A 25,565-nucleotide genomic window follows, 5' to 3' on the forward strand; every position below is an offset into this window, starting at 1 on the left:
GACGGCATCGCTTTGCAGGAGGACTCCATGACCGCGACCCGTACCGAGACCGACAGCTTCGGCCCGCTGGAGGTTCCGTCCGACAAGTACTGGGGCGCGCAGACGCAGCGGTCGATCATCAATTTCCCGATCGGCTGGGAACACCAGCCCGTCCCGATCATCCGCGCGCTTGGCGTGATCAAGAAGGCCTGCGCGCTGGTCAACATGGCGCAGGGCGACATCGACGCGACGCTTGGCAATGCCATCGTGGCCGCCGCGGACGAGGTGATCGCGGGCCGCTTCGACGACAATTTCCCGCTGGTCGTCTGGCAGACCGGCTCGGGCACCCAGTCGAACATGAACGCGAACGAGGTGATCTCGAACCGCGCCATCGAGATGCTGGGGGGCGTCAAGGGCTCGAAGAAACCGGTGCATCCGAACGACCATGTGAACATGGGCCAGTCCTCGAACGACACCTTCCCGACCGCGATGCATGTCGCCATCGGGATGCACACGCGCGACGTGCTGATCCCGGGGTTGGAGAAGCTGTCGGCGGCCTTGTGGGCGAAGTCGCGGGAATTCAAGGACATCATCAAGATCGGCCGCACCCATACCCAGGACGCGACCCCGCTGACCCTGGGCCAGGAATTTTCCGGCTACGCGACCCAGGTCGACAAGGGCATCGCGCGGGTGAAGATGTGCCTGCCGGACATCTACGAACTGGCGCAGGGCGGCACTGCCGTCGGCACCGGGCTCAACACCAAGGTCGGCTTCGACAAGCGGGTGGCGGCCGAGATCGCCACGATCACCGGCCTCCCCTTCGTCACCGCCCCGAACAAGTTCGAGGCGCTTGCCGCGCATGATGCGATGGTGATGTTCTCCGGCGCCTTGAAGACCGTGGCGGCGGCCTTGTTCAAGATCGCCAACGACCTGCGGCTTCTGGGCTCCGGCCCCCGTTCGGGCCTCGGCGAGTTGATCCTGCCGGAGAACGAGCCCGGCAGTTCCATCATGCCGGGCAAGGTCAACCCGACCCAGGCCGAGGCGCTGACGATGGTCTGCGCGCAGGTGATGGGCAACGACGCGGCGGTGGGCTTCGCGGGCTCGCAGGGTCATTTCGAGCTGAACGTCTACAACCCGATGATGAGCTACAACGTGCTGCAATCGATCCAGCTTCTGGGCGATGCGGCGGGCAGCTTCACCGACAACATGGTGGTGGGCACGCAAGCCAACGTGGCGCGGATCGAGAAGCTGATGAAGGAAAGCCTGATGCTGGTGACGGCGCTGGCCCCCACCATCGGCTACGACAACGCGACCAAGGTGGCGAAGACCGCACACAAGAACGGCACCACGCTGCGGGAGGAAGCCATCGCGCTTGGCTTCGTCGACGGCGAAACCTTCGACCGCATCGTCCGCCCCGAGGACATGGTCGGCCCGAAAGGCTGATGGGCGAGGTCGTCAACCTTCGGCAGGCGAAGAAGCAAGCGGCCCGCAAGGCCGCCCGCTCGACCGCCGATGCCAATGCCGCGAAGCATGGCCGGACCAAGGCGGACCGCGAGTTGGAGACGGCGCGGGCGGAGAAGGCGGCGCGGGAGCTGGATGGGCACAAGCGGGAGCCGGAGTAACCCGCCGTTAACCTCGCTGCGGCAGGGTTGCGGCAGGAGGTGCGCCATGCGGGAACTGTCTTTGCCGATCACGTCGCAGGAATGGATGCGACAGATGTTTGCCACCAAGACGGCGCTGGATGGTGGCGTGATCCGCCGAAAGGTCAGCGACGTCGAACGCCTTGTCGGACGCGACCTATTCCTTGCCGCGATGAAGAAGCGTGGCTTTCGTGTGGTCGAAAATGCCGGACATTTCGTGGTCTTCTGCAACTCGGATGACGTAGTGCTCCGCCTCTGATCCCGCGGGGTCCAAATTTCTTAAGTAAGAAATTTGTCAAAATCCTTACTTAAGGATTTTGGGCCTCCGCTGCTTTGGCTACGCTCCCGCCATGACCACCCGCCCCGCCAAGCACTCCCTCACCCTGCACGGCCACCGCACCAGCGTCTCGCTGGAGCCCGAGTTCTGGGAAGCTTTCCGCGCCATCGCCGCCGAGAAACAGACCCCCCTCAACGCGCTGGCCGCCGAAATCGACGCCGCGCGTCGCGGAGAGGAGGGCCTCGCCTCGGCAATCCGGGTCTTCTGCCTGAACCACTACCGGAGACCCTGATGCGCGCCGCCGTCCTCCGTGCCTACCGCGAACCCCTGTCGTTGGAGACCGTCCCCGACCCGGCCTGTGAAGCCGATGGCGTGGTCCTGACGACCCTCGCCTGCGGCATCTGCCGCAGCGACTGGCACGGCTGGGTCGGTGAGCATCCCAAGGTGAAACCCGGCGACATCCCCGGCCACGAATACTGCGGCGAAGTCGTCGAGGCCGGGCCGCAGGCCAAATGGCGCAAGGGCGACCGGGTCATCGCCCCCTTCATCCTCGCCTGCGGCGACTGCCCGGAGTGCCGCTCGGGCCAGACCACCACCTGCCGGTCGCAGCGCGTTCCCGGCTTCGGCGACCGCGGCGCCTATGCCGAATTTGTCTCGGTCCCCCACGCCCACAACCTGACCCGCCTGCCGGAAAGCCTGTCGCCTGCCCTCGCCGCAGGCCTCGGCTGCCGCGTCACCACCGCCTTCCACGCCCTCACCGGGCGCGCCGCCCTGCAAGCCGGGGAATGGCTCGCCGTCCACGGCACCGGCGGGATCGGACTCTCTTGCCTGCTCATCGGCAAGGCGCTTGGCGCGCGGGTGATCGTGGTCGACGTTGTGCCCGAAAAACTGGCCCATGCCCTCTCCCTCGGCGCCGAAGCCGCCCTGGACGCCCGCGAGGGCGACGTGGCCGCCCGGATCGTGGACATCACGAACGGCGGCGCCCATGTCAGCGTCGAGGCGCTGGGGATCGAGGCCACGGCGAACAACTCGCTGAAATGCCTGCGCCCGCTCGGCCGCCATGTCCAGGTCGGCCTCCCCGTCGGCCATACCGCGCGGATGCAGATCGACATGAACACGCTCTACATGCGGCAGCTCTCGGTCTTCGGCACCAGGGGAATGCCCGCCTGGCGCTACCCGACGCTCCTCTCCCTGATCGAAACCGGCCGCATCGACGTCAGCCCCATCGTCGCCCGCACCGTTCCGCTCAGCCAGGCGACGGAAGAGCTGAAAGCCTTCGACGGCCCCACCGCCCCCGGCGTCGCGGTGATCACCGATTTCGCGGGCTAACCGGCCACCCGCCCCAGCGTCACCGCCAGGTCGCCATAGCCGGTCAGCCGCCGCTCATAGGCCAGCCCCAGCCGCCGGGCGCAATCCTGCGCCTTCAAGTCCAGCGCCGGGTCATCCAGCTGCGCCTGGTAGACCAGCTTGGTGTAGTTGCCGAAATACATGTCCCGCAGCTCCGGGTGACGGTCGAGCCCCATCGGCTTCCAGACGAAGGCATCGAACTGGCGGACCAGGAAATCGGTCAGGTAGAAGGCGGTGAACTCCTCATCCGCCCCCGCCGCGAACTTCGCATTGCCCTCGAAGAAGGAATAGCAATGCGGGCCCTCGACCATCTCGATGCCAAGCCGGTCGCAGGCGGCCTGCAGCTGCCCCCCCGTCCCGCAATCGGCATAGACGACGAAGATCGTGTCATAGCGGTCCCGCGCTTCGGCGACCGCCTCTTCCATCGCCGGAATGATCTTTTCCGGCCAGAGATGCAGCTTCGCCGGCAGGCATTGCAGGTCCATATGCGCCCAGCCGTTCGCGGCCTTCAGCGCCAGGATCTCATGCGCCAAGGCCCCGCAGGCGATCAGCAGGATGCGACCGGCATGGGCAGGCGGAAGCCCGGTCTCGGAAAGGGTAATGTCGTCCATCGGCCTGCCTTACCGGCTGACGCGGGTCCAGGTCAGGATCACGCTGGCGGAAAGCGCCGCGAAAGCCAGGGCCGCGAAGGGAACCCCGGTCGAGACGGCAAGCCAGATGGTCAGGCCAGCCGCAAGGATCACCAGGGCGATCAATCCAAGGAAATGAGTCAAGGGCATGGTCCACGTCTCCCTGACCTTCAATCTGCGCTTCGGGGGCGCTTCATTCAAGCCCCCCCGAATCACTTGGGCGTGCGTCAGCCGTTCAGCTGGTTGTGCTTGCGGGCGACGAACTGCTTCGCCGTCTCCACCGCCACGGCGGCGTCGCGGCAATAGGCGTCGGCACCGATGGCCTTGCCGAATTCCTCGTTCAGGGGCGCGCCGCCGACCAGCACGATGTATTCCTCGCGCAGGCCCTTTTCCTTCATCGTGTCGATCACGACCTTCATGTAGGGCATCGTCGTGGTCAGCAGGGCGGACATGCCCAGGATATCCGGCTGCTCTTTCTCCAGCGCGTCCAGGTATTTCTCGACCGCGTTGTTGATCCCCAGGTCCACGACCTCGAAGCCCGCGCCTTCCATCATCATCGCGACAAGGTTCTTGCCGATGTCGTGGATGTCGCCCTTCACCGTGCCGATCACCATCTTGCCCATGCGCGGCGCGCCGGTTTCGGCCAGGAGCGGCTTCAGGATCGCCATCCCCGCCTTCATCGCGTTGGCGGCCAGCAGCACTTCGGGCACGAAGAGGATCCCGTCGCGGAAGTCGGCGCCGACGATGGTCATGCCGGCGACCAGCGCCTTGGTCAGCACGTCATAGGGCGCCCAGCCACGCCCGATCAGGATGTTGACGCCCTCTTCGATCTCTTCCTTGAGACCGTCATACAGGTCGTCGTGCATCTGCAGCACAAGCTCGTCATCCGACAGCTCGGACAGGATGATATCGTCTTCGTCGGCCATGAGGGTGCTCCAAATGTTTGGTTTGACATGGTGATGATCCGAAACCGACGCGGTCACTATGCGACAAGCGACATACACCGGATGAAAGCCGACAGGAAGCCGTCGCCGGATGGAAAGGGATGGCAAATGTTCGCTTTTTGTTCTAGTCTTTCGAAATGACCGGCAACCCGACCATCCTCCCCGGCCAGCGCCTGCGGGCGCGGGGGGCCGAAAGCAACCGCGCGGGCCGGTTCGAGGCGAGGGAGCGTGAAGCCTTCGACGACGGCTGGAACATGGAGGAGGAGGACCGCCTGGTCGCAACCGAGGTCCGTATCGAACGCCCCCGCTCCGCCCTGACCTTCAACCGTTCGCCCGACCTGCCCTTCGACCGCTCGATCAACCCTTACCGCGGCTGCGAACACGGCTGCATCTACTGCTATGCCCGCCCCACCCACGCTTACCTCAACCTTTCCCCCGGTCTCGACTTCGAGACGCGGCTCATCGCCCGCCCCGGTATCGCCTCGGTGCTGGAGGCGGAACTGCGCCGCCCCGCCTACGCCGCCGCCCCGGTCGCCATCGGCACCAACACCGATCCCTACCAGCCCGTCGAACGCGACCACGGCATCATGCGCGAGGTGCTGCAAGTGCTGCAGGCCTTCCGCCACCCGGTCTGGATCACCACCCGCGGGACGACGGTGGAGCGTGACATCGACCTGATCGCCGCGATGGCATCGCAGGGGCTGGCATCCGTGTCGATCTCGGTCACCACGCTGGATGAAGGATTGGCCCGCAAGATGGAGCCCCGCGCCCCGGCACCGAAGCGGCGGTTGCAGATGATCCGCCGTCTTGCCGAAGCGGGCATTCCCGTCCGCATCCAGGTCTCGCCGCTGATCCCGGCGCTGACCGATCACGAGCTTGAGACGGTGATGGAAGCGGGCCGCGACGCAGGTGCGCAGGCTGCGAACACCATACCGCTCCGCCTGCCGCTGGAGGTTGCGGCGCTCTTCCGCGACTGGCTGGCCGCCACCGTCCCCGACCGTGCCGCCCGCGTCATGGGCCGGGTGCGCGAGTTGCACGGCGGGCGCGACTATGACCCCGAATTCGGCAAGCGGATGCGCGGCCAGGGTCTCTGGGCCGAATTGATCCACCGCCGCGCTACCCTCGCCCGCAAGCGGCTGGGCCTGGGCGAAGGGTTGCCTGCCCTGCGAACGGACCTCTTCCAGCCTCCGCCCCGGGCAGGCGACCAGTTGACGCTGTTCTGACCGGCATCAACCGGGACCAAATCTTTTCGAAAAGATTTGCCAAAATCCTTCGAAGGATTCTCGCCCGGCCCGACCGTTCAGCCCCTGCGGCCCCGACGTTCCCGCCGCCCCGCGCCCGCGTCGTCGCCCGTCCCGTCCGAGGCCGAGGAGAAGCCGCCAAGCTTGCCCTGGATCGTCTCCAGCGAAGGCCGGTTGCCCTTGGGACGGCTCTCCAGCGCCACTCGCATCGCGCGCAGGTGTTCCGGCATCGTGCCGCAGCAGCCGCCGATGATCCTGACCCCCGCATCCCGCGCCATCACCGCATATTCCGCCATCAGCTCCGGCGTGCCGTCATAGTGGATATGCCCGTCGTGATATTTCGGGATCCCCGCATTGCCCTTGGCGATGATCGGGCGCTCCGTCCCGGTGGCGGCAAAGCCCAGCACCGTGCGCATCAGGTCCGACGCCCCCACCCCGCAATTCGCCCCGAAGGCGATCGGCGGGTTGACCAGCCGCTCCACCATCTCGGCCATCGACGACGAGGTCACCCCCATCATGGTCCGCCCCGCGGTGTCAAAGCTCATCGTGCCGCACCAGGGCATGTCGGCGCGCAAGGCCGCATCCGCCGCCGCACGGTATTCCTCGGGCGCCGAGATCGTCTCGACCCAAAGGACATCCGCACCGCCCTCCTTCAGGGCCTCGGCCTGTTCGTGGAAGATCTCCACCGCCAGCGCATGGGTCAGGCTGCCCATCGGCTCGAAAATCTCGCCCGTCGGGCCCATCGAGCCCGCGACGACCACCGGACGCCCGGCCTTGTCGGCGATCTCGCGCCCCAGCGCCGCGCCGACCCGGTTCAGCTCGCGCACCCGGCCTTGCGCCTGGTGCAGCTTCAGCCGCGCCGCATTGCCGCCGAAAGTGTTGGTCAGGAACAGGTCCGACCCCGCCGCCACCGCATCGCCGTAAAGCTTGCGGATGTTTTCCGGCTTCTCGATGTTCCAGAATTCCGGCGGCTCGCCCGACGACAGCCCCATGTTGAACAGGTTGGTCCCCGTCGCCCCGTCGGCCATCAGCCAGTCGCGCGCGGCAAGCATGCGGGTCAGTGCATCGGTCATTCTTCGCTTCCTTCAGGCAGGCCTATGGCTCCCCTCTGCCACGGGTTGCAGCCGCTGGCAATTTCATATTCCGCATGTGGTGTTGTGGTCCGGCTCATCTTCGCCGATGGCGGGGGCATGGCGCCTGATCGCCCACCGACCGACCGCAGCCGCGAAGACGCACAAAGAAAAAGCGCGGCCCCGACGGGGCCGCGCGCTTCACTCCCGACAGACCAGACGGGCCTTCAGATTTCCGCCAGAAGCTGCGCCTTGGCGACCGGCATCAACTCGCGCATCTTCGCGCGCACCTCGTCGGCGCTGGCCTTGCCCGCAAGATCGGCCACCACCTTGCGCACCACGTCCTCGTCGCCGGCTTCCTCGAAGTCGGCGCTGACCACTTCCATCGCATAGGCCGCCGCCGCCTCCTCCGACTTGCCCATCAGGCCCGCCGCCCAGAGACCGACCAGCTTGTTGCGCCGCGCCTCGGCCCGGAACTGCATCTCGCTGTCATGGGCGAACTTGGCCTCGAAGGCATTCTCGCGGTCGTCGAACGTGGTCATGGGCTCCCCCGGAAGTGCTGGCGTTTCGATCCATATGCCCCGCGCGCCCCAACACCGCAAGCCCCCTTGACCCCGCCAGGGGCGCTCGCGCCTTGCGGGTGAGGCCCCCTTGGACTATAGGCCAAGGAAAGCGGTTTGACGGCAGAAGCCCTGTCGCCGCCCCCCTTGATCGAGTGAACGATGGCACGGCGCAAGAAGGTCTACGAAGGCAAGGCCAAGATCCTGTACGAAGGCCCCGAGCCCGGCACGCTGATCCAGTATTTCAAGGACGACAGCGCCCCCACCGTCGCCGCCCCCGCCATGCGCGAGGGCAAGGGCGTGCTGAACAACCGCCTGTCGGAATTCTTCATGGCGGGCCTGAACCAGATCGGCGTGCCCACCCATTTCATCCGCCGCATCAACATGCGCGAGCAACTGGTGCGGATGGCCGAGATCATCCCGCTGGAAGTCGTGGTGCGCAACTTCGCCGCAGGCCCGCTGACCTCGCGCCTCGGCATCCCCGAGGGCACGCAACTGCCGCGCCCGATCGTCGAATACTACTTCAAGGACGACAAGCTGCAGCTGCCGCTGGTGGCCGAAGAGCATATCGTTGCCTTCAACTGGGCCAGCCAGCAGGACCTCGACGACATCGTCGCGCTCTCGCTCCGGGTGAACGACTTCCTCTCCGGCGTGATGATGGGCGTGGGCATCCGCCTGGCCGATTTCCGCATCGAGGTCGGCCGCATCTGGGAGGGCGACTTCATGCGCCTGATCGTCGCCGACGAGATCAGCCCCGACAGCTGCCGCCTCTGGGACATGCGCCAGCCCGAACGCCCCGACGGCACGATCCCCGACCCGCAGCCGATGGCCGACGTCTATACCGAACTGGCCCGGCGCCTCGGCGTCCTGCCCTCGAATGTGACCCACACCACGAAGCCGACGCTGATCAACTGAACCTGCCTTGCCCGTGACCCGGCGCTTCGCTAAGGACGGGCCGAACCATTACCGGAGACCCCGATGAAAGCCCGCGTCACCGTCATGCTGAAGACCGGCGTCCTTGATCCGCAAGGCGAGGCGGTGCGCCACGCGCTCGGCTCGCTGGGCTTCCAGGGCGTCGGCGGCGTGCGCCAGGGCAAGGTGATCGAGCTGGACCTGACAGAGACCGACGCCGCGAAGGCCGAGGCGGATGTGAAAGCGATGTGCGAGAAGCTTCTCGCCAACACCGTGATCGAAAGCTACCGGGTCGAGCTTCTCTGACGCCGAAGGTGCGTGATCTCACGCACCTCCCGCACCACTCCGCCGCTCCACTCGTAGCCAGATCCCGTCCCGCGCCCTGACGGTCAGGTGCGCCACCGGCACCGGCACCCGCCCCTCCACCGCCTGAAACCGGAAGGCCCGCACCAGATGCGCCAGCATCAGCGTGCCCTCCAGCATGGCGAACCCCGCCCCCGGACAGACCCGTGGCCCGCGTGAGAACGGCAGATAGCCCTCCCGCGCCGCCTCCCTCCCCTCGCCCACCCAGCGGTCGGGGTCAAAGGCATCCGGCCGTTCCCACAGCCTTTCGTGCCGGTGCAGGTGCCAGGGGCTGATCACCACCTGCGCGCCCGGCTTCACCGCCCGGCCCCGGAACTCCTCCGGCCCCGCCGCCTCGCGCACCAGCATCGGCACCGGCGGATACAGCCGCAGCGCCTCGCGGAACACATCCCTCGTGAACCGCAGCGACCCCACCACCCCGAACTCCGGCCGAAGCGCCCCGGCCTCTGCCGCCACCCGCTCCTGCACTTCTGGGTGCGTCGCCAAGAGATACAGCGCCCAGCCCAAAGCCGAGGCGCTGGTCTCGTGCCCCGCCAGGAAGAAGATCGCCACCTGGTCGACCATCTCCGCCGTCCCGAAAGTCTCCCCCGTCACCGGGTCCGGCGTCGTCATGATCTTCGTCGCCAGGTCCTGCGGCGCCCGGCCTTCGGCAATCGCCTCAGCCCGCGCCGCCGTCAGCCCCCGGATCAGCCCCCGGATCGCCTTCGCCGACCGCTTCGTCGCCCCCCGATGCAGCCGGGGAAACCAGCGCGGCAGCGGCAGGAAGGCCCCCAGGTTCAGGATCGGCGCCGAGCGCTGATAGGCCCGGAACTCATGGAACACCGCCTGCGCCACCGCGTCCTCGATGGGGATCGAGAACAGCGTGCGGAAGATTACATCCGCCGCCGCATGGCTGGCGATGAACTCCGCCTCCACCTTGCCCGGTTCCATCCGCGCCACCGCCGCCTCGCTGGCCGCCCAGATCGCCGGGAACGCCTCCTTCACCCGCCCGCCCTCGAAGGCCGGGTCGATGATCCGCCGCTGGTGCAGCCACTCCTCGCCGTTGGTCACGAAGACCGACCGGCCCAGCAAGGGCCGCAACCCCTCCGTCACCCGGTCCGATTTCGGGAAATCCGCAGGCCGCTCATCCAGCACGCGGCGCACCAGCGCGGGATCGTTGCAGAGGTAGCTCTCGAAGAACGGCGTGCGGAACTCGGCCATCCAGGCCCGGTAAAGACGCGCGGGCTGCGCGGACAATATGTCCCGCCGGAACGCCCTGAGATGCCCCAGAAGCGAGACCTTGTCCGCCCTTGGTTCCGGCTTCGGGGGCAGCACCGGGCTCATGCCACGTCCCGGAACGGCGAGAGGGGCGTGGCGATCCGGCTGGACGACGGCTTCCGCCCCCGGAACCGCTCGGCCAGCGTCAGGGGACCTGCCGTGATGCGGAAATAGTCGTAATCTCCCGGTCGGTCGAAGGCGCAGAGATACTGGAAATGCAGCCGGAAATAGCGCCGCCTCAACGCCTGCCACGTCTCCGGGCTCAAGGTCTGCGTGAAGGCCGCCGACAGGATCAGCGGCCAGCGCTGCCCCTCCGGCGCCACCCCGCTGACCGCCACCGGATCGCACAGCGCAAAGCTGCAGCCATCCCCCGGCGCGGTCACATCGACCCAGGTCAATTCCTCCCGCTGCGACAGATACGCCAGATCTCCCCGCAGCCGCGCCGCCCCCGGCAGGTAGGACACCATCGGCACCGCCTGCCCCAGGCTCAGGAACCCCAGCGCCGGACCCTCCGCCACCCCCTCCCGGATCAGGTCGGCCAGCACCGAAACCCCCAGATGCACGCCCGAGGAATGGCCGACCACCAGCACCTCGTCGACGCCCGAGCCGAGCGCCGCCCGCACCCGCGCGCCGAACATCGCCAGCCGCGCCTCCAGCACCGCCGGATAGGCCCCGCCCGCGACCGTGGTGAAGGCATAGTCATGCATCAGGTAATAGACGAAAAGCCGATGGTCGATGCGCCGGAACCCCTCCAGCACCGCCCAAGCGGCGGCCAGCCCGACCAGCCAACCCCAGGTGACGGGCAGCAGCCACAGGACCAATCCCGCGACCAGGGCCGCCACCAGCGCCTGCCCCACCAGCAGCACCACTGGATACAGCGCCGCGATCATCGGCCCCTTGCGCAACCGGATCAGCCGCGACAGCGCCCCCGAACGCAGATACAGCCAGGCCGTCCGCAGCATCTGCGCATAGGTCCCGGCAATCCCCCGCCCCATCGAGCCCTTCACCAGGTCCGACCAGACCAGCACCTCGACCTCGGCCTCGACCACCTGTCCGTCCATCTCGCTTGAGACACGCCAACCGTAGGTTTCCCCCGCCCGGGGGGTGATCGCCAGCCCATAGCCCGAGATGGCCGCCTGCGCCGCGCCCTCAGTCCGGTACAGCTCGCGATAGCGGCGCGGCGGGAAGGGATCGTAGCCGGGGATATAAAGGACATGGCGCCGAAAGACGCCCGCCTTGTCCCCGCTCTCGCCCCCTGAATCCACGCGCATTCCGCCAGCCTGACCCAGCCACCTTAACCGTTGGTTGCCGAGAGGAAAGCCTCAGCCCGGCAGCGGCACGCCAAGCGCGTCGTACAATTCCAGCATCCAGTAGCTGAAGTCGGTGAAGGCCCCCGTCACCAGCATCAGCCCGACAAGGATCAAGAGACCGCCCATCAACCGCTCGATCAGCTTCATGTAGCGCTTGAGCTTGGCCATCAAGTGCATTGATTTTTCGATGAAGATCGCCGCCAGCAGGAACGGCAGCCCCAGCCCCAGGGCATAGGTGCCAAGCAGGATCGTGCCGCGCTCCATGCTGCCTTCCTGCATCGCCAGCGACAGGATCGCCCCCAGTTGCGGGCCGATGCAGGGCGTCCAGCCGAAGGCGAAGGCCAGGCCCAGCAGATAGGCCCCGAAGGCCGACCCGCCCCGGTCGCCCGCATCCACCCGCATCTCGCGGTGCAGGATCGGGATGGTGAAGACCCCCAGGAAATGCAGCCCGAAGATGATGATGACGATGCCGGAAATCCGCGCCAGCAGCACCTGGTTCGCCAGCACGAAACTGCCAAACGCGCTGGCGGTGAACCCCAGAAGCAGGAAGATCGTCGACAGGCCCATGACGAAGAACACCGCCGGCAGGATCACCCGGTGCTTCTGCGAGCCGTCCTTCATCTCGCCCACCGAAATCCCGCCCATATAGGCAAGGTAGGGCGGCACGATGGGCAGCACGCAGGGCGACAGGAAGGACAGCACCCCCGCCACCAGCGCGACCAGCATCGCGGGCAGAAGGGCAGCGTCGATGATCTCGATTCCGAACATTGTCGCCCCCCTTAGCCGCTTTCTTCCGCCTCGTCACGCGGCGTGGCGTCACATCCCCGTGGCGGTGCTGCAACTTGCCGTGCTGCGTCCGCCCCGCTACACCCCGCGCATGATCGGCTGGGATGACATGGTGGATTGCGAGGGGCTGCTGTGCCCCCTGCCCGTGCTGCGCGCCCGCAAGCGGCTTATGTCGCTCGCTCCCGGCACCGTGCTCTGCGTCCGCGCAACCGACGCGATGGCCGAAATCGACTTGCCACATTTCTGCGCCGAGGCGGGGCACGCCTATCTCGGCGCTCAGGCCGAGGGCAAAGTGACCCTTCACCTCATCCGGCGTGGCTGAACGAAAACGGGCGGCCGTTTCCCGACCGCCCGCCTCGACTTTCGTCTCAGCGGCCCAGCGACCACCAGCCCTTGCGCTTCGGCTTGGTCGGCTCTTCCGGCACTGCCTCGGACACCGCCGCCTCGGCCGGATCGGGCACCAACATTTCCGCCGTCGGGATCATCCCCGGATCGGGGGCCAGCGCCGGAGCCTCGGGCGCGGCCGAAACGACCGGCTCGACTGCCGTCGCCTTCGAACGCGAGCCCCTGGCCCGGGCGGGCTTCGCCGCCGGTTCCGCAACGGCCTCGACCGGCGCATCTGCTACAGGCGCCGCAGCCTTCGCCCGGCTCGCCCGTTTCTTCGGCGCAGGCTTCTCCTCGGCGACCGGCTCGGCGACGACCTCGACCACCGGCTCTGCCGCCGCCTCGGCCACCGGAGCAGCCTCTGCCTCGGCCTTCGCCCCGCGCGGCTTGCGGGTCCGCTTCGGCTTCGCCGCAGGGGCTTCCTCGGCAACGACCACGGCCTCGGCCGCCTCGGTCACGGCATCCGCCGCCTCGCCCGAATCGTCGTCGCCGTCGTCCTCGCCATCCTCCTCGGCACCCGCGCTCGCCGGGGCATCCTCACGCTGGCCACCCCGCCGCCGCCGACGCCGACGCCGCTTCTTGCGGCCCTGCCCGTCGCCTTCGCCCGCAGGCGATGCCGGAGCAGCCGTTTCCGCAGCCTCCTCGGCTTCCTCCTCGACCAGATCGTCGGTGATATCCTCGTCTTCCTCTTCCTCGACCGGCGCGCCCATCAGGCCCGCATGGCCGGAAACCACCGGCGTCTCCGGCACCGCGCGCAGCGCCGTCTTGAACTTCTCGATGGAGTAATCCGGCGACACCATCATCGGGTCCGCCTCGATCCGCACCGACATCCCGTAGCGCGCCTCGATCAGCGCCACATGCTCGCGCTTCGCATTGAAGAGGTAGTTCACGATTCCAACGGGAGCCTTCAGCAGCACCTCGCGCGACCGCTTCCGCGTGCCCTCTTCCTCCAGCGCCCGCAAGACCGTCAGCGCCATCGAATCATCCGACCGGATCAGCCCGGTGCCGTGGCAATGCGGGCAGGCCTGCGTGGTGGATTCCAGCATCCCCGGACGCAACCGCTGCCGGCTCATCTCCAGAAGCCCGAAGCCCGAAATCCGCCCGACCTGAATCCGCGCGCGGTCGGTCTTCAGCTTGTCCTTCAGCCGCTTCTCGACGGTGGCGTTGTTGCGCCGCTCTTCCATGTCGATGAAGTCGATGACGATCAGCCCGGCAAGGTCGCGCAGCCGCAGCTGCCGCGCAATCTCTTCCGCCGCCTCGACGTTGGTCTTCAGCGCGGTTTCCTCGATCGAGCCTTCCTTGGTCGCCCGGCCCGAGTTCACGTCGATCGCCACCAAAGCCTCGGTGACGCCGATCACGATGTAGCCGCCGGATTTCAGCTGCACCACCGGGTTGAACATGCCCGACAGATAGCCTTCCACCTGATACTTGGCGAACAAGGGCGTCTGGTCCTGATAGCGCACCACCTGCTTGGCGTGGCTCGGCATGATCATCCGCATGAAGTCCTTGGCGGTGCGATAGCCGCCCTCGCCCTCGACCAGCACCTCGTCGATCTCGCGGCTGTAAAGGTCACGGATCGAGCGTTTGATCAGATCGCCTTCCTCATAGATCTTCGCCGGGGCAATCGACTTCAGCGTCAGTTCCCTGATCTGCTCCCAGAGCCGCATCAGATATTCGTAGTCGCGCTTGATCTCGGGCTTGGTCCGCTTGGCCCCCGCCGTGCGCACGATCAGGCCCGCGCCTTCCGGCACCTCCAGCTCGCCCGCGATTTCCTTCAGCTTCTTGCGGTCGACCGCATTGGTGATCTTGCGGGAAATCCCGCCGCCCCGCGCGGTGTTCGGCATCAGCACGCAGTAGCGACCGGCCAGCGAGAGATAGGTGGTCAGCGCCGCGCCCTTGTTGCCGCGCTCTTCCTTGACCACCTGGACCAGCATGATCTGCCGGACCTTGACCACTTCCTGGATCTTGTAGCGCCGGGCGCGCGGGCGACGCGGCTGGGCGATTTCCTCGGCGACGTCCTCTTCGGCGATGGATTCAATTTCCTCGTCGGTGTCGCTGGCGTGATCCACGGCGCGGTAACGCCCGCCCGTCTCCTGCTCGACCTGCTCGTTGTGGTGGTCGTGGTCGTGATCATGGGAATGGTCATGAGCGTGATCGTCACCGTGATCGTGCCCGCCGTCGTCCTGAGGCAGACCGACCGAAGCCGCCTGCACCAGTGGCCCGTCCGCAACCTCGTCCTCGCCAAGGTCGACCACATCCATCCCGGACGGGCCCTCCCCGGTCGGGCCTTCCAGCACGGCATCCTCGATCTTGACCTGTTCCGCCTTCACCGCCGGGCGCGGCGGGCGACGCCGCGAGCGGCGGTTCTCTTCCTCTTCCTCGGCGCGGGCCATCGCCCGCTCTTCCTCGATCAGCGCCTTACGGTCGGCGACCGGGATCTGGTAGTAGTCGGGGTGGATTTCGGCGAAGGCCAGGAAACCATGCCGGTTCCCGCCATATTCCACGAAGGCCGCCTGCAGCGAAGGTTCGACCCGCGTCACCTTGGCCAGGTAGATGTTCCCGGCCAGTTGGCGCTTGTTTACGGTCTCGAAATCGAATTCTTCGACCTTGTTTCCGTCGACCACGACCACCCGGGTTTCCTCGGAATGGGTGGCGTCGATAAGCATTTTCTTTGACATGTTGGTCCACTGCGCCCCGGGCGCAACGGGTCGCCTGGCGGACCAGACGGGGAAACGGAACGAACGGGGCGGCTTGTCTGTGCGCGGACGATGGGGGCATGCACGAAGGCTCGGCCCAGGGGGCCAGCGTCTCCGATCTGCAAAATCCCGTTACGCCTCATCGCGGTTACAATTGAAGGGCCTTGCGGGCCCTCCACCTAATCAAGCCAGCAAATCCAGGGACTTGCAGGCAATGTGCACGGCCTTGCGACCGATCCGGCTCCTCCGAAGGGACACATTGTCGCGCGCCCGGCAGCAAAGGAGAGAATTCTTCGGGCGGACAGACCGCCTCGCGTCGACCCTATCGGGAAAAAGCGACCAAGGGCAATGGCGAATTTTGCGAAGGCCTCCTCGTTCGACTTCGTCTCCTCGTCGGAGCTGCCCCCGCGAAGAGTGACGAAGTCCACGACGAGCAACCCGTCAGGTCAGGGAAAATCCTAACAAATCCTGAACGTCCGCGCACAAGCCCTTGATTCTCCTGCCGTCGAAAATCTGTCCACCGTGGATAGCCTTCGTCAGACATAGTCCCCACGGCTGAGGCCATACTTCGCCATCTTCTCGTTCAGGGTCCGTCGGGGCAGGCACAGCTCCTCCATCACCGCCACGATCGACCCCTTGTGCCGCCGCATCGTGTTGTCGATCAGCATCCGCTCGAAGGCCTCGACATAGTCCTTCAGGGGCTTGCCTTCCGTGGTCAGCGCCGGCCCCGAGGCCTCGTTTTCCGCCATCAAAAGCGAGGCAATCGACCCCGACCCCCGCCGGTTCTGCAACACCGCCCGCTCGGCGATGTTGACCAGTTGCCGCACATTCCCCGGCCAGGGCGCCTGCAACAGCTGCGCCGCCTCCTGCGCCGTCACCTGCGGAGCGTCGCAGCCGTATTCCTCGGCGAACTGCTCGCTGAGGCGGGTGAACAGCTGCAGGATATCCTCCCCCCGCGTCCGCAAGGGCGGCAGCACGATGGTCATAGCCCCCAGCCGGTAGTAGAGGTCCGGCCGCAGCGCCTGCTCCAGCGTCGTGTCCGGGGCATGGCTGTTGCAGATCGCGATGATCCGGGTTTCGGGCGGCATCCCCTGGTCGTTGATGAAGGTCAGGAGCCGCGCCTGCAGCGCCCCCGGCATCGCCTCGATATCCTCCAGACACAGCGTCCCGCCCCGCGCCTCCTCGACCAAGGGAAGCGCCCCGTCCTCGCCCGGCCCGAAGAGCCGCGCCGCCAGCTTGTCCTCGGACCAGGCCGCGCAGGAGATCGCCACGAACTTCTTCGACGCCCGCGGCCCGACCGCATGCAGGGCGTGGGCGACCAGGGTCTTGCCCGTCCCCGTCTCGCCGTCGATCAGGACGTGGCTGTCCGCCTGCCCCAGATCGAGGATGTCCTCGCGCAGCCGCTCCATCGCCGGAGATGTCCCGATCAGCTTCTTGATGATCGTCGACCCGTCCGCCAGCTCTTTCCGCAGCGCCCGGTTGTCCAGCGTCATCCGCCGCGCCTGGGTCGCGCGCTTGGCAAGCTCGGTCATCCGGTCGGGGTTGAAGGGCTTCTCCAGGAAGTCGAAAGCCCCCACCCGCATCGCCTCGACCGCCATCGGCACGTCGCCGTGGCCGGTGATCATGATCACCGGCAAACCGCTGTCCTGCCCCATCAGCCGCTTCAGGAAGGCCATCCCGTCCATCCCCGGCATCTTGATGTCGCTGACCACGACACCCTGGAAATCCGGCCCGATCACCTTCAGCGCGTCCTCGGCGCTGGCATAGGTTTCGGTATCGAATCCCGACAGGGCCAGCCACTGGCTGATCGACTGCCGCATGTCGGCTTCGTCGTCGACGATCGCCACTTTCATTGCGCGGGCCATAGGGACCTCTTCATTCTGCTGCTTCCTGTTTGTTGCCAAGGATCGGCAACTGCATCTCGAACACCGCCCCTTCGCCGTCGCCGTTCCGCGCGGTCAGGCGGCCACCCAGGTCGGTGACGATCCCGGACGAGATCGCAAGGCCAAGCCCCACCCCCTCTCCCGGTTTCTTCGTCGTGTAGAAGGGCTCGAACAGGTTCTCGAGATCGGCGATCCCGTGGCCATTGTCGCGCACCGTCAGGGTCGCGGTCTCGCCCGCCGACAGAAGGATGTCGATCTGCGGGTCCTTGGTCTCTTTCGTCGCGTCCAGCGCATTGCGGAGGAGATTGATGATCACCTGCTCCAGCCGCAGCCGGTCGGCCATCACCATCACCGCCTGCCGCGGCATGCCCCGGCTGATCTTGACCACGCGCGCCTTCAGCTGCGGCTCCATCATCGCCAGGGCCGAGGAGACGCAGGCGCGAAGGTCAACCTCTTCAAAGGCTTCCCCGCCCTTCCTCGCGTAGGACTTCAACTGACGAGTTATGGCCCCCATCCGCTCGATCAGGTCGTCGACGCGCTGGAAACTGGACAAGGCCTCGTCCAGCCGCTTCCTCTGCAGCAGCAGCCGCGCGCCCGCCAGATAGGTCTTCATCGCGGCCAAGGGCTGGTTCAGCTCGTGGCTCACCGCCGCCGACATCTCGCCCAAAGCCGCCAGCTTCGACGACTGCGCCAGCGTCAGCTCAGCAACCTCCAGGTCCTTCTTCACCTTCTCGCGTTCGGCAATCGCCCGCTGCAGCCGCGCGTTCAGAAGCCGTAGCTCCGCCGATTCCCGCTGGAACGACAAGGACCGCGACCAGGCCCGGCGCGACAAGAGGTAGAAGGTGAAGGCCATCAGGATCGCGAATCCCATGATCTCCAGCGCCAGGATGCCGTTCACCTGCTCGCGGACCGAGCCATAGGCGGTGAAAGTGGCAATCTTCCAGCCCCGGAACGGCACCCGCGCTTCGGTCTTCATCACCGCCTCGCCGCGGACATAGGCGTCGGGCGGGTCCTGGGTCCATTCGGCCGTCGCTTGCAAGGCGCGCGAGATGGCCGACGGCGGATCGCGCAGCGCCAGCGCATCGGCCATCGGCAGGCCCCGCCAGCGCGGCTCGGTCGACAGGACCACCGTGCCCTCGCTGTCGGTCACCATGATCGCATCCTGCAACCCGGTCCAGGCGCGCTCGTATTTCATCAGGTCGGCCGAAACGATGATCACGCCCAAGGGCTTGCCATCAACCATCACCGCCCGCGAATACAGGAAGTCGAACCCGCCCGCGTCGCGCTTGACCGGCGAGAAGATCGTGTCCTTCGCCCGCTGCGCCCCGACGAAATAGATCTCGTTGCGGTGATTGGTGCCCAGCACGTTGCGGTTGGTCGCCCCCACCACGCGGCCGTCGGCATCCACCAGCCGGATCGAGGCGACGCCCAGTTCTTCCTGCAGCGAGATCAGCTTGGCCGAAGTCGCCGAGAAGTTGCCGTCCTTCAGCGCCTTGCGCAGGTCCGGGTCCGAGGCCAGCAGCAGTGGCACAACGGAAGTCCGCTGCAATTCCGCCATCAGGTTCCCGGTATAAAGCGCCAGCCTCACCTCGGCCCGGCTGCGGGTATCGGCGGTGTAGCGGTTGGTCAGTAGGCGGTTCGACACCAGCACCACGACCACCGCCAGAATCACCAGCAGGACCACGGCAAGCTTGGCACGCCAGGGCAGGCCCGGTGCCGAAGGGGGTGCGGTGGAGGTATCCGTGGCGGTCATGGCCCAAGAGTAGGGCCGGGCCGGGTGGGCCTCAAGCCGATGGGGCTCAGGCCAGCGCCATCCCGCGCATCAACGAGGCGAAGAGCCCCTTGCCATCCGTGCCGCCCAGGGCGGCTTCGGTCGCGCGTTCGGGGTGCGGCATCATCCCCAGCACGCGGCGGTTCTTTGACAGCACGCCAGCGATGTCCGCCATGCTGCCATTGGGGTTCGCGCCATAGGTAAAGGCGATGCGGTCCTGATCCTTCAGCCGCGCCAGCCCCTCGGCGTCGATGGTGTAGTTGCCGTCGTGATGCGCGATCGGGATGCGGATCTCCTGCCCCGGTCGGTAGGCGCTGGTGAAGTCCGACTGCGTGGTCGCGACCTTCAGCACCACTGTGCGGCAGACGAACTTCAGCGTGGCATTGCGCATCAGCACGCCGGGCAAGAGGCCCATCTCGGTGATGACCTGGAAGCCGTTGCAGATGCCCAGCACATAGCCGCCGCGGTCGGCATGGGCCCTGACCGCCGCGCTGATCGGCGACTGCGCCGCGATGGCGCCGCAGCGCAGGTAATCGCCGAAGCTGAATCCGCCGGGGATGCCCACCACGTCCACGCCCGCAGGCAACGCGCTGTCCTTGTGCCAGACCCGCGCCACCTCGAACCCCGCCCCCTCGAAGGCGACGGCAAGGTCGCGGTCGCAGTTCGACCCCGGGAAGGTGATCACGGCGGCTTTCATCGGGGCGACTCCCTTGTGCTGGATGCGCGCCTGATAGCCGAAAGCGCCGCGAAGGGCCAGAGCTTGTGCCCCGCGCGACAGGCGATAGGCTGGGGGCATGCTCAGCGATCCCGCCCTCTCCGCCCTCCGCACCATCTTCGGCGACCGGCTCTCCGTCGCCGGGGCCGTTCTGGCCGAACATGCGCAAAGCGAAAGCCTCGTCACCGGCGGCCTGCCCGATGCCGTGGTCTTCCCCCGCGCGACCGCCGAGGTCGCCGCGCTGGCCGAATGGTCCTCCGCCCACCGCGTTCCCCTGATCGGCTGGGGCGCGGGCACCTCGCTGGAAGGTCACGCGCTGGCCCTGTCCGGCGGCGTGGTCGTCGACTTCCGCGAGATGGCCGCCGTGCTGGAAATCCGCCCCGAAGACCGCCTCGTCCGCGTCCAGCCCGGCATCACCCGCGAGGCCCTGAACCTCGAACTCAGGACGAGCGGCCTGATGTTCTCGGTCGACCCCGGCGCCAATGCCTCGCTTGGGGGCATGGCCGCAACGCGGGCCTCGGGCACCACGGCAGTGCGCTACGGGACGATGCGCGACAACGTGCGTGGGCTGGAGGTCGTGCTGTCAGGGGGCCGGGTGATCCGCACCGGGACCGCCGCACCGAAATCATCGGCGGGCTATGACCTGACCGCGCTTTTCGTCGGCTCCGAGGGCACGCTGGGCCTGATCACCGAACTGACGCTGAAGCTTCACGGCCAACCCGAAGCGGTGATGACCGCGGTCGCCGCCTTTCCCTCCGTCGCTGCCGCCGTCGACTGCGTGATCGCGACAATGCAGATGGGCCTGACCCCGGAGCGGATCGAGTTCCTGGACCAAGCCACCGTCGCCGCCTGCAACGCTTACTCGCACCTGACCCTCCCCCCTGCCCCGCAGCTTCTGGTGGAATTTCATGGGCATACGGCAGCGCTGGACGAGGATGTCAGCCGCTTCCGCATCCTTGCGGCCGAGTTCGGGGCGACGGGGCTCGACTGGGCGGAAAGGCAGGAGGACCGCACCCGGCTCTGGGCCGCGCGGCATTCGGCCTACCGCGCGATCCTCGCGTCAAGGCAGGGGGCGAAGGCGGTGGTGACGGATGCCTGCGTGCCGATCTCGCGGCTGGCGCAGGCGGTAGAGGAAACGCGGGCCGACATCGCCGCCTCCGGCATTCCCGGCCCGATCCTGGGCCATGTCGGCGACGGCAACTTCCACGCGATCCTGCTGGTCGATCCTTCGAAGCCCGACGAAGCGGCGACCGCCAAGGCGCTGGCGACGCGGATGGCCGAACGCTCCCTCCGCCTTGGCGGCACGATCACCGGCGAGCATGGTGTGGGCTTCGGCAAGCTCGGCCTGATGGGGGCCGAGCATGGCGAGGGCTGGCAGGTCATGGGTGCGCTGAAGGCCGCGCTCGACCCGCTGAACCTCATGAACCCCGGCAAGCTGGTGCCGGGTCAGCCATGATCAGTAGTCAAAGCTCGACCGGCGGAACAGGCCCTGGTCGATCTCGCGCTGGCGGCGTTCAAGGTCGACCAGCGAGACCGAGCCGTTCAGATAGGCACGCTCCAGATCGGCGATACGCGGGAAGGCTTTCCCGGAAACCAGCGATTTGAACAGGTTGAACATGATGACGTCCTTTCTTCTTGGCCAGAAGATAGGATGCCGCAGCGCAGCATTGTAGGTGCAAGCGGGAAGCCCCGTCATGCACCGAATGCATGGATCGTCACAGTTTCGCCGCAGCTTTTCAGTCCTGAAGCAAGGCCCGCGCCGCAGCCCGCGCCGCCTCGGTCACGGTGTCGCCGGCCAGCATCCGGGCGATCTCCTCGACCCGCTCGCCGTCGCCAAGGCCCGTGACGGTGGACAGCGTTTGCCCCTTCGCCACCCGCTTCTCCACCCGCCAGTGCCGCGCGCCGAAGGCCGCGACCTGCGGCGAATGCGTCACCACCAGCACCTGCGCCCCCTGTGCCAGCGCCTTCAGCCGCCGCCCCACTGCATCCGCCGTGGCCCCGCCGACGCCCCGGTCGATCTCGTCGAAGATCAGCGTCAGGCCCGGGCTGTCGCCGGTCAGGCAGACCTTCAGCGCCAGCAGGAACCGGCTCAACTCCCCACCCGAGGCGATGCGATTGAGCGGCCCCGACGGCGCGCCGGGGTTGGTCACCACCGTGAAGGTCACGGCATCCACCCCCTCCGGCCCCGGCTCGCCGCCCGTCACTTCCGTGGCAAAGACCGCCCGCTCCATCTTCAAGGGCGCCAGTTCCGCCGCCATCGCCGCGTCCAACCGCTTCGCCGCCGCAACCCGCGCCTTCGTCACCCGCGCCGCTTCGGCAGCATAGCCCGCCTCGGCCTCGGCCACCGCCTTGCCCAGCTTCGCCAGACCCGCCGCCCCGCCGTCGATGGCCGCCAGTCGCACCCGCAGCCCCTCGGCAAAACCCCCAAGGTCGTCCGCCAGAACGCCATGCTTCCGCGCCAGCGCCCGGATCGCGAACAGCCGCTCCTCGACCCGCTCCAGCTCTCCGGGATCGAAGTCCAGCGCCTCCAGCGCCCGCTCGACTCCGTCCGAAGCCTCGCCCAGCTCGATCAGCGCCCGGTTCAAGGCCTCCATCGGCGCGTCGAGGCCACCCTCGGCCTTGTCCGCCGCCCCATCCAGCCAGCGCAAGGCATCGCGCATCCGGCCCTCGGCGCCTTCGTCCGAGAGCGCCATCAGCGCCTTCGCCACATCCTCGCGAATCCGCCCCGCCCCCTGCATCAACCGGCGGCGGGCATCCAGCGCCTCGTCCTCGCCCGGCAGGGGGTTCAGTTTGTCCAGCTCGGCCACGGCATGACGCAGGAATTCCTCTTCCGCCGCCGCCCGCGCCAGTGCTCCCTCCGCTTCGGCCAAAGCCGACCGGGCCGCGCGCTGCGCCGCCCAGGCCGCGCGCAAAGGCGTAAGGTCCAGCCCCGCGAAAGCATCCAGCAAGGCCCGGTGGCCGCGCGGGTTCAGGAGACCCCGGTCGTCATGCTGGCCGTGCAGTTCCACCAGATGATCCGACAGATCGCGCAGCACCTCGCCCGAGACGCGGCGGTCGTTGACAAAAGCGGTCTTGCGCCCGTCGGCAGCATTGACCCGGCGCAGGATCAACTCGTCCTCCGCCTCGATTCCCGCCTCGTCCAGCACCACCCGCGCCGCATGGCCCGGGGCCAGGTCGAAGACCGCCGTCACCTCGCCCTGCGCCGCGCCCGTCCGCACCAGCTCCGCCCGGCCGCGCCAGCCCAGCACGAAGCCCAAGGCATCCAGCAGGATCGACTTCCCCGCCCCGGTCTCGCCGGTCAGCACGTTCAGCCCCGGCCCCAGGTCGAGGCTCAGCCGGTCGATGATCAGCACATCGCGGATATCAAGGCTGCGCAACATGGTCAGGCGTAGGGTGCGCATTCATGGCGCACCGCCCTCACAACCACTCGCCCTTCACCATCTGGCGATAGATCGTGCGCAGCCAGCCTTCGCCCTTGGCTTCCGGCGACAGGCCCTTGCCCTTCAGCAGGCGATAGGTGTCGTCGTAGAACGGCGAGGACTGGTAGTTGAAGCCCAGGATCGCCCCTGCCGTCTGCGCCTCGTCCGTCAGGCCAAGCGCCAGATAGCATTCCACCAGCCGGTGCAGCGCCTCGGCCGTATGGGTCGTGGTCTGGAAATCCTGCACCACCACGCGGAAGCGGTTGATCGCCGCCGTGTAGTGGCCCTGTTTCAGGTAGTAGCGCCCGACTTCCATTTCCTTCGCAGCCAGCTGGTCGAAGGCCAGGTCGAACTTCAGCATCGCCGAGCGGGCATATTCGCTGTCGGGATAGGTCTCGATCACATCGCGCATACCCTGCAGCGCCTGGAAGGTGATCCCCTGGTCGCGGCCCACGTCGTCGATCTGGTCATAGTAGGACAGCGCCATCAGATACAACGCATAGGGCGCATCCTCGTCACCCGGATAGAAGTCCAGGTAGCGCTGTGCCGCATCACGGGCCTCGGGGTATTCCTTGGCCTTGTGATGGGTATAGGCCTGCATGATCAGGGCGCGCTTGGCGTATTCCGTATAGGGATACAGCCGCTCGACCTCCTGGAAATAGACCAGAGCCTCTTTCGGCTTCTTGCTGGTCTCAAGCTCCAGCTCGCCCTTCTTGTAGATCTCTTCGGCGGTATAGCTGTCGAGCGGACGCTCGTTGGACCGGCCGCCCCCGCAGCCAGCCAGCACCGAAACCAGAAGCGCCGTCTTGAGGAACCCTGCGCCGGGCCTTCTGCCTGACATTCTTCGCCTATCCACCTGTAGCCCGGGCGGTTCGCCCTGTTCTCGGCTCGCACCTTCGGCCCGTCCTAGCACAGAAAAATCCGGGGCGCAAAACGCCTTTCGTGACTTTTCAACAGTCGGGCCAGGTCAGTTGCGTGCGGGCAAATCACCGGCATGGACGCCCACGCCCGGCAGCTTGTCCAGAGTGCGCGGCCCGCAATCGACGATCGCATAGGCCGAGGGGTCGGCAAACAGCGCCCGCAGCAGGCGGTTGGTCAGCGCATGTCCCGCGCGCTCGCCGACATAGCGGCCCAGGATCGGCCCACCGGCCAGCGCCAGGTCGCCGACCGCGTCCAGCATCTTGTGACGCACGGGTTCGTCGGCATGGCGCAAGCCGCCCGGCGACAGCACCTCGGCCCCGTCGAAGACCACCGCATTCTCCAGCGTGCCGCCCAGAGCCAGGCCACGGGCCCGCATCGCATCGACATCGGACTGGCGGCAGAAGGTGCGGCTGTCCGACAGCTCACGCACGAAGGCGCCATTGGCCATGTTCAGCCGACGGGATTGCACCCCGATGGCTTCGTCGGCAAAATCGATACGGAAGTCGATCTCCAGCATGGTCGCCGGCTCCAGCCGGGCCAGCGCCTCGCCCTCGCGCACCTCGACCGGCTTCAGCACCCGGACGGCGCGGACCGGCAGGGCCTGCTCCTCCAGGCCGACCGCCAGGAAGCCTTCGATGAACGGAACAGCCGAGCCGTCGAGGATCGGCACTTCCGGTCCGTCGATCTCGATCAGGGCGTTGTGAATCGCGAAACCGGCCAAGGCGGCCATGATGTGTTCGATGGTGGAAACCGAAACGCCATCGGCGTTCTCGATCACCGTGCAAAGCCGCGACGGCGTGACATTGTCCCAGCGCGCCTCGATCCGTCCGTCGCGATCGGCCATGTCGGTCCGCCGGAACCAGATCCCGTGATCCGCCGGTGCCGGGTGAACGACCATCCGCACCGGCTGGCCGCCATGCAGCCCAAGTCCGGCGAAGGCGGCGGGGGATTTCAGGCTGTTCTGCACGTCTCGCTCAACCTCATGTGGACCGGGTTCGAAGCCCGACTCCGATTGCCAGTTAGCTATTCCGTGAACGGCCTATGCTCAACTCACTCTTTGTGACGGTATGTGACAGGTTTGAAACACGCCACAAGCGCTTGTTCCAAAAGGAAAAGGCCCGGTTTCCCGGGCCTTGCCAAAAGGTTGATGCCGCGTTCTTTTCAGTTCGCCTGGCGGCGCAGGAAGGCAGGAATCTCGATCCGGTCCTGGTCCGTACCCATGTCCAGATCGTCGTCATAAGCCGTGACCGGCGGTTGCGTGCGCGCGACCGGGGCGGCCTGGGTCGCCTCCAGATGGCCGGCCATGCGGTTGATCAGCGAGCCGATGCCGAAGCGCGGCTTGGCAGCCGAAGCGGCAGGCGCCGCCGCCGGGGCGGCAGGAGCCGCGACCGGGGCCGGACGGTTGAACTTCGCCGGAGCGCTGCTCGGACGGCTGACGGCGGCCTGCAGACGGGCCAGCGC

The 25,565-nt window shown here is 67.2% G+C and carries 26 protein-coding genes and 1 pseudogene; 10 read left to right on the forward strand and 17 right to left on the reverse strand.

Going from position 1 to position 25,565, the window contains the following annotated elements; translation table 11 throughout:
- The first annotated feature begins 27 nt into the window (after positions 1-27).
- The 5 genes from fumC (at position 28) to ACE3P6_RS03180 (ending at position 3,225) form a co-directional block, all read left to right on the forward strand.
- The gene (gene fumC / locus ACE3P6_RS03160; protein ID WP_374391553.1) at positions 28-1,422 is read left to right on the forward strand and encodes a class II fumarate hydratase; all 1,395 of its coding nucleotides are present in this window, start codon (positions 28-30) and stop codon (positions 1,420-1,422) included.
- Positions 1,422-1,601, forward strand: coding sequence for a DUF4169 family protein (locus tag ACE3P6_RS03165; RefSeq protein ID WP_374391555.1), 180 nt, complete (start codon positions 1,422-1,424; stop codon positions 1,599-1,601). The genes fumC and ACE3P6_RS03165 overlap by 1 nt, the downstream gene beginning before the upstream one ends.
- A 46-nt stretch (positions 1,602-1,647) precedes the next feature.
- The gene (locus ACE3P6_RS03170) at positions 1,648-1,878 is read left to right on the forward strand and encodes an N-(5'-phosphoribosyl)anthranilate isomerase (protein ID WP_374391557.1); all 231 of its coding nucleotides are present in this window, start codon (positions 1,648-1,650) and stop codon (positions 1,876-1,878) included.
- Between the two features lie 91 nt (positions 1,879-1,969).
- Positions 1,970-2,188, forward strand: coding sequence for a ribbon-helix-helix domain-containing protein (locus ACE3P6_RS03175; protein ID WP_374371477.1), 219 nt, complete (start codon positions 1,970-1,972; stop codon positions 2,186-2,188).
- Positions 2,188-3,225: a zinc-dependent alcohol dehydrogenase family protein gene (locus tag ACE3P6_RS03180; RefSeq protein WP_374391559.1), complete on the forward strand. Its 1,038-nt coding sequence runs from the start codon at positions 2,188-2,190 to the stop codon at positions 3,223-3,225. Before ACE3P6_RS03175 ends, ACE3P6_RS03180 begins: the two co-directional genes overlap by 1 nt.
- Here ACE3P6_RS03180 and ACE3P6_RS03185 read toward each other — a convergent pair.
- The 3 genes from ACE3P6_RS03185 to ACE3P6_RS03195 all read right to left on the reverse strand — a co-directional run bounded on the left by ACE3P6_RS03185 (position 3,222) and on the right by ACE3P6_RS03195 (position 4,798).
- Positions 3,222-3,854 carry a DUF1638 domain-containing protein gene (locus tag ACE3P6_RS03185; RefSeq protein ID WP_374391561.1) on the reverse strand — a complete coding sequence of 211 codons (633 nt, stop codon included), beginning with the start codon at positions 3,852-3,854 and terminating at the stop codon, positions 3,222-3,224. The genes ACE3P6_RS03180 and ACE3P6_RS03185 overlap by 4 nt on opposite strands.
- Positions 3,855-3,863: 9 nt before the next feature.
- Positions 3,864-4,022, reverse strand: coding sequence for a hypothetical protein (locus tag ACE3P6_RS03190; RefSeq protein ID WP_374371483.1), 159 nt, complete (start codon positions 4,020-4,022; stop codon positions 3,864-3,866).
- Positions 4,023-4,099: 77 nt separating this feature from the next.
- Positions 4,100-4,798, reverse strand: a complete 699-nt coding sequence (locus ACE3P6_RS03195) for a B12-binding domain-containing protein (RefSeq protein ID WP_294983952.1) — start codon at positions 4,796-4,798, stop codon at positions 4,100-4,102.
- A gap of 155 nt (positions 4,799-4,953) precedes the next feature.
- On the opposite strand from ACE3P6_RS03195, the gene ACE3P6_RS03200 reads away from it, so the two are divergent.
- Positions 4,954-6,039, forward strand: a complete 1,086-nt coding sequence (locus ACE3P6_RS03200; RefSeq protein WP_374391564.1) for a PA0069 family radical SAM protein — start codon at positions 4,954-4,956, stop codon at positions 6,037-6,039.
- Between the two features lie 77 nt (positions 6,040-6,116).
- Here the strand turns inward: ACE3P6_RS03200 and bmt are convergent, their stop codons facing one another.
- A complete protein-coding gene (bmt, locus tag ACE3P6_RS03205) occupies positions 6,117-7,130 on the reverse strand; it encodes a betaine--homocysteine S-methyltransferase (protein ID WP_374391566.1) in 1,014 nt (337 codons plus the stop codon).
- A 224-nt stretch (positions 7,131-7,354) separates the two neighbouring features.
- On the reverse strand, positions 7,355-7,669 hold the full coding sequence (locus tag ACE3P6_RS03210; protein ID WP_374373097.1) for a DUF1476 domain-containing protein: 315 nt from the start codon (positions 7,667-7,669) through the stop codon (positions 7,355-7,357).
- Positions 7,670-7,849: 180 nt separating this feature from the next.
- Between ACE3P6_RS03210 and ACE3P6_RS03215 the strand changes: the two genes are divergently transcribed.
- Positions 7,850-8,602, forward strand: a complete 753-nt coding sequence (locus tag ACE3P6_RS03215; protein ID WP_374373094.1) for a phosphoribosylaminoimidazolesuccinocarboxamide synthase — start codon at positions 7,850-7,852, stop codon at positions 8,600-8,602.
- A gap of 63 nt (positions 8,603-8,665) precedes the next feature.
- A complete protein-coding gene (gene purS / locus ACE3P6_RS03220; RefSeq protein ID WP_374391568.1) occupies positions 8,666-8,905 on the forward strand; it encodes a phosphoribosylformylglycinamidine synthase subunit PurS in 240 nt (79 codons plus the stop codon).
- Between the two features lie 18 nt (positions 8,906-8,923).
- Here purS and ACE3P6_RS03225 read toward each other — a convergent pair whose 3' ends face one another.
- From ACE3P6_RS03225 to ACE3P6_RS03235, 3 genes are read right to left on the reverse strand one after another with little or no spacing between them, the layout of a single operon-like run.
- A complete protein-coding gene (locus ACE3P6_RS03225) occupies positions 8,924-10,285 on the reverse strand; it encodes a cytochrome P450 (RefSeq protein ID WP_374391569.1) in 1,362 nt (453 codons plus the stop codon).
- Positions 10,282-11,490 (reverse strand): hypothetical protein, encoded by a 1,209-nt coding sequence (locus ACE3P6_RS03230; protein WP_374391571.1) that lies wholly within the window; start codon positions 11,488-11,490, stop codon positions 10,282-10,284. Before ACE3P6_RS03230 ends, ACE3P6_RS03225 begins: the two co-directional genes overlap by 4 nt.
- 51 nt (positions 11,491-11,541) lie before the next feature.
- On the reverse strand, positions 11,542-12,297 hold the full coding sequence (locus ACE3P6_RS03235) for a cytochrome c biogenesis CcdA family protein (protein ID WP_374391573.1): 756 nt from the start codon (positions 12,295-12,297) through the stop codon (positions 11,542-11,544).
- A gap of 112 nt (positions 12,298-12,409) precedes the next feature.
- Between ACE3P6_RS03235 and ACE3P6_RS03240 the strand changes: the two genes are divergently transcribed.
- On the forward strand, positions 12,410-12,637 hold the full coding sequence (locus ACE3P6_RS03240; RefSeq protein ID WP_374391582.1) for a sulfurtransferase TusA family protein: 228 nt from the start codon (positions 12,410-12,412) through the stop codon (positions 12,635-12,637).
- 46 nt (positions 12,638-12,683) lie between these two features.
- On the opposite strand, the gene ACE3P6_RS03245 is transcribed toward ACE3P6_RS03240, so the two are convergent.
- The 4 genes from ACE3P6_RS03245 to purQ form a co-directional block, all read right to left on the reverse strand.
- Positions 12,684-15,377, reverse strand: a complete 2,694-nt coding sequence (locus ACE3P6_RS03245) for a ribonuclease E/G (RefSeq protein WP_374391574.1) — start codon at positions 15,375-15,377, stop codon at positions 12,684-12,686.
- A 554-nt stretch (positions 15,378-15,931) separates the two neighbouring features.
- Positions 15,932-17,260, reverse strand: a complete 1,329-nt coding sequence (locus ACE3P6_RS03250; RefSeq protein WP_374373078.1) for a sigma-54-dependent transcriptional regulator — start codon at positions 17,258-17,260, stop codon at positions 15,932-15,934.
- 10 nt (positions 17,261-17,270) lie between these two features.
- Positions 17,271-19,031, reverse strand: coding sequence for an ATP-binding protein (locus ACE3P6_RS03255; protein ID WP_374391576.1), 1,761 nt, complete (start codon positions 19,029-19,031; stop codon positions 17,271-17,273).
- A gap of 46 nt (positions 19,032-19,077) precedes the next feature.
- Positions 19,078-19,746: a phosphoribosylformylglycinamidine synthase subunit PurQ gene (gene purQ / locus ACE3P6_RS03260; RefSeq protein ID WP_374391584.1), complete on the reverse strand. Its 669-nt coding sequence runs from the start codon at positions 19,744-19,746 to the stop codon at positions 19,078-19,080.
- 97 nt (positions 19,747-19,843) lie between these two features.
- Here purQ and ACE3P6_RS03265 point away from each other — a divergent pair, with 97 nt between their 5' ends.
- Positions 19,844-21,220 (forward strand): FAD-binding oxidoreductase, encoded by a 1,377-nt coding sequence (locus ACE3P6_RS03265; RefSeq protein ID WP_374391578.1) that lies wholly within the window; start codon positions 19,844-19,846, stop codon positions 21,218-21,220.
- Here the strand turns inward: ACE3P6_RS03265 and ACE3P6_RS03270 are convergent, their stop codons facing one another.
- From ACE3P6_RS03270 to ACE3P6_RS03290, 5 genes and pseudogenes are all read right to left on the reverse strand, one after another.
- Positions 21,221-21,382: a DUF3563 family protein gene (locus ACE3P6_RS03270; RefSeq protein ID WP_333817213.1), complete on the reverse strand. Its 162-nt coding sequence runs from the start codon at positions 21,380-21,382 to the stop codon at positions 21,221-21,223.
- 118 nt (positions 21,383-21,500) lie between these two features.
- On the reverse strand, positions 21,501-23,144 hold the full coding sequence (gene recN, locus ACE3P6_RS03275) for a DNA repair protein RecN (protein ID WP_374391586.1): 1,644 nt from the start codon (positions 23,142-23,144) through the stop codon (positions 21,501-21,503).
- Positions 23,145-23,181: 37 nt separating this feature from the next.
- Complete coding sequence (locus ACE3P6_RS03280; RefSeq protein WP_374391580.1) at positions 23,182-24,024, reverse strand: outer membrane protein assembly factor BamD; 843 nt, start codon at positions 24,022-24,024, stop codon at positions 23,182-23,184.
- Between the two features lie 126 nt (positions 24,025-24,150).
- The gene (lpxC, locus tag ACE3P6_RS03285) at positions 24,151-25,071 is read right to left on the reverse strand and encodes a UDP-3-O-acyl-N-acetylglucosamine deacetylase (RefSeq protein WP_374373062.1); all 921 of its coding nucleotides are present in this window, start codon (positions 25,069-25,071) and stop codon (positions 24,151-24,153) included.
- A gap of 194 nt (positions 25,072-25,265) precedes the next feature.
- Positions 25,266-25,565, reverse strand: a pseudogene (locus ACE3P6_RS03290) (cell division protein FtsZ); the annotation flags it as partial.

The organism is Tabrizicola sp. (genome assembly GCF_041911175.1).
GTDB lineage: Bacteria > Pseudomonadota > Alphaproteobacteria > Rhodobacterales > Rhodobacteraceae > Tabrizicola.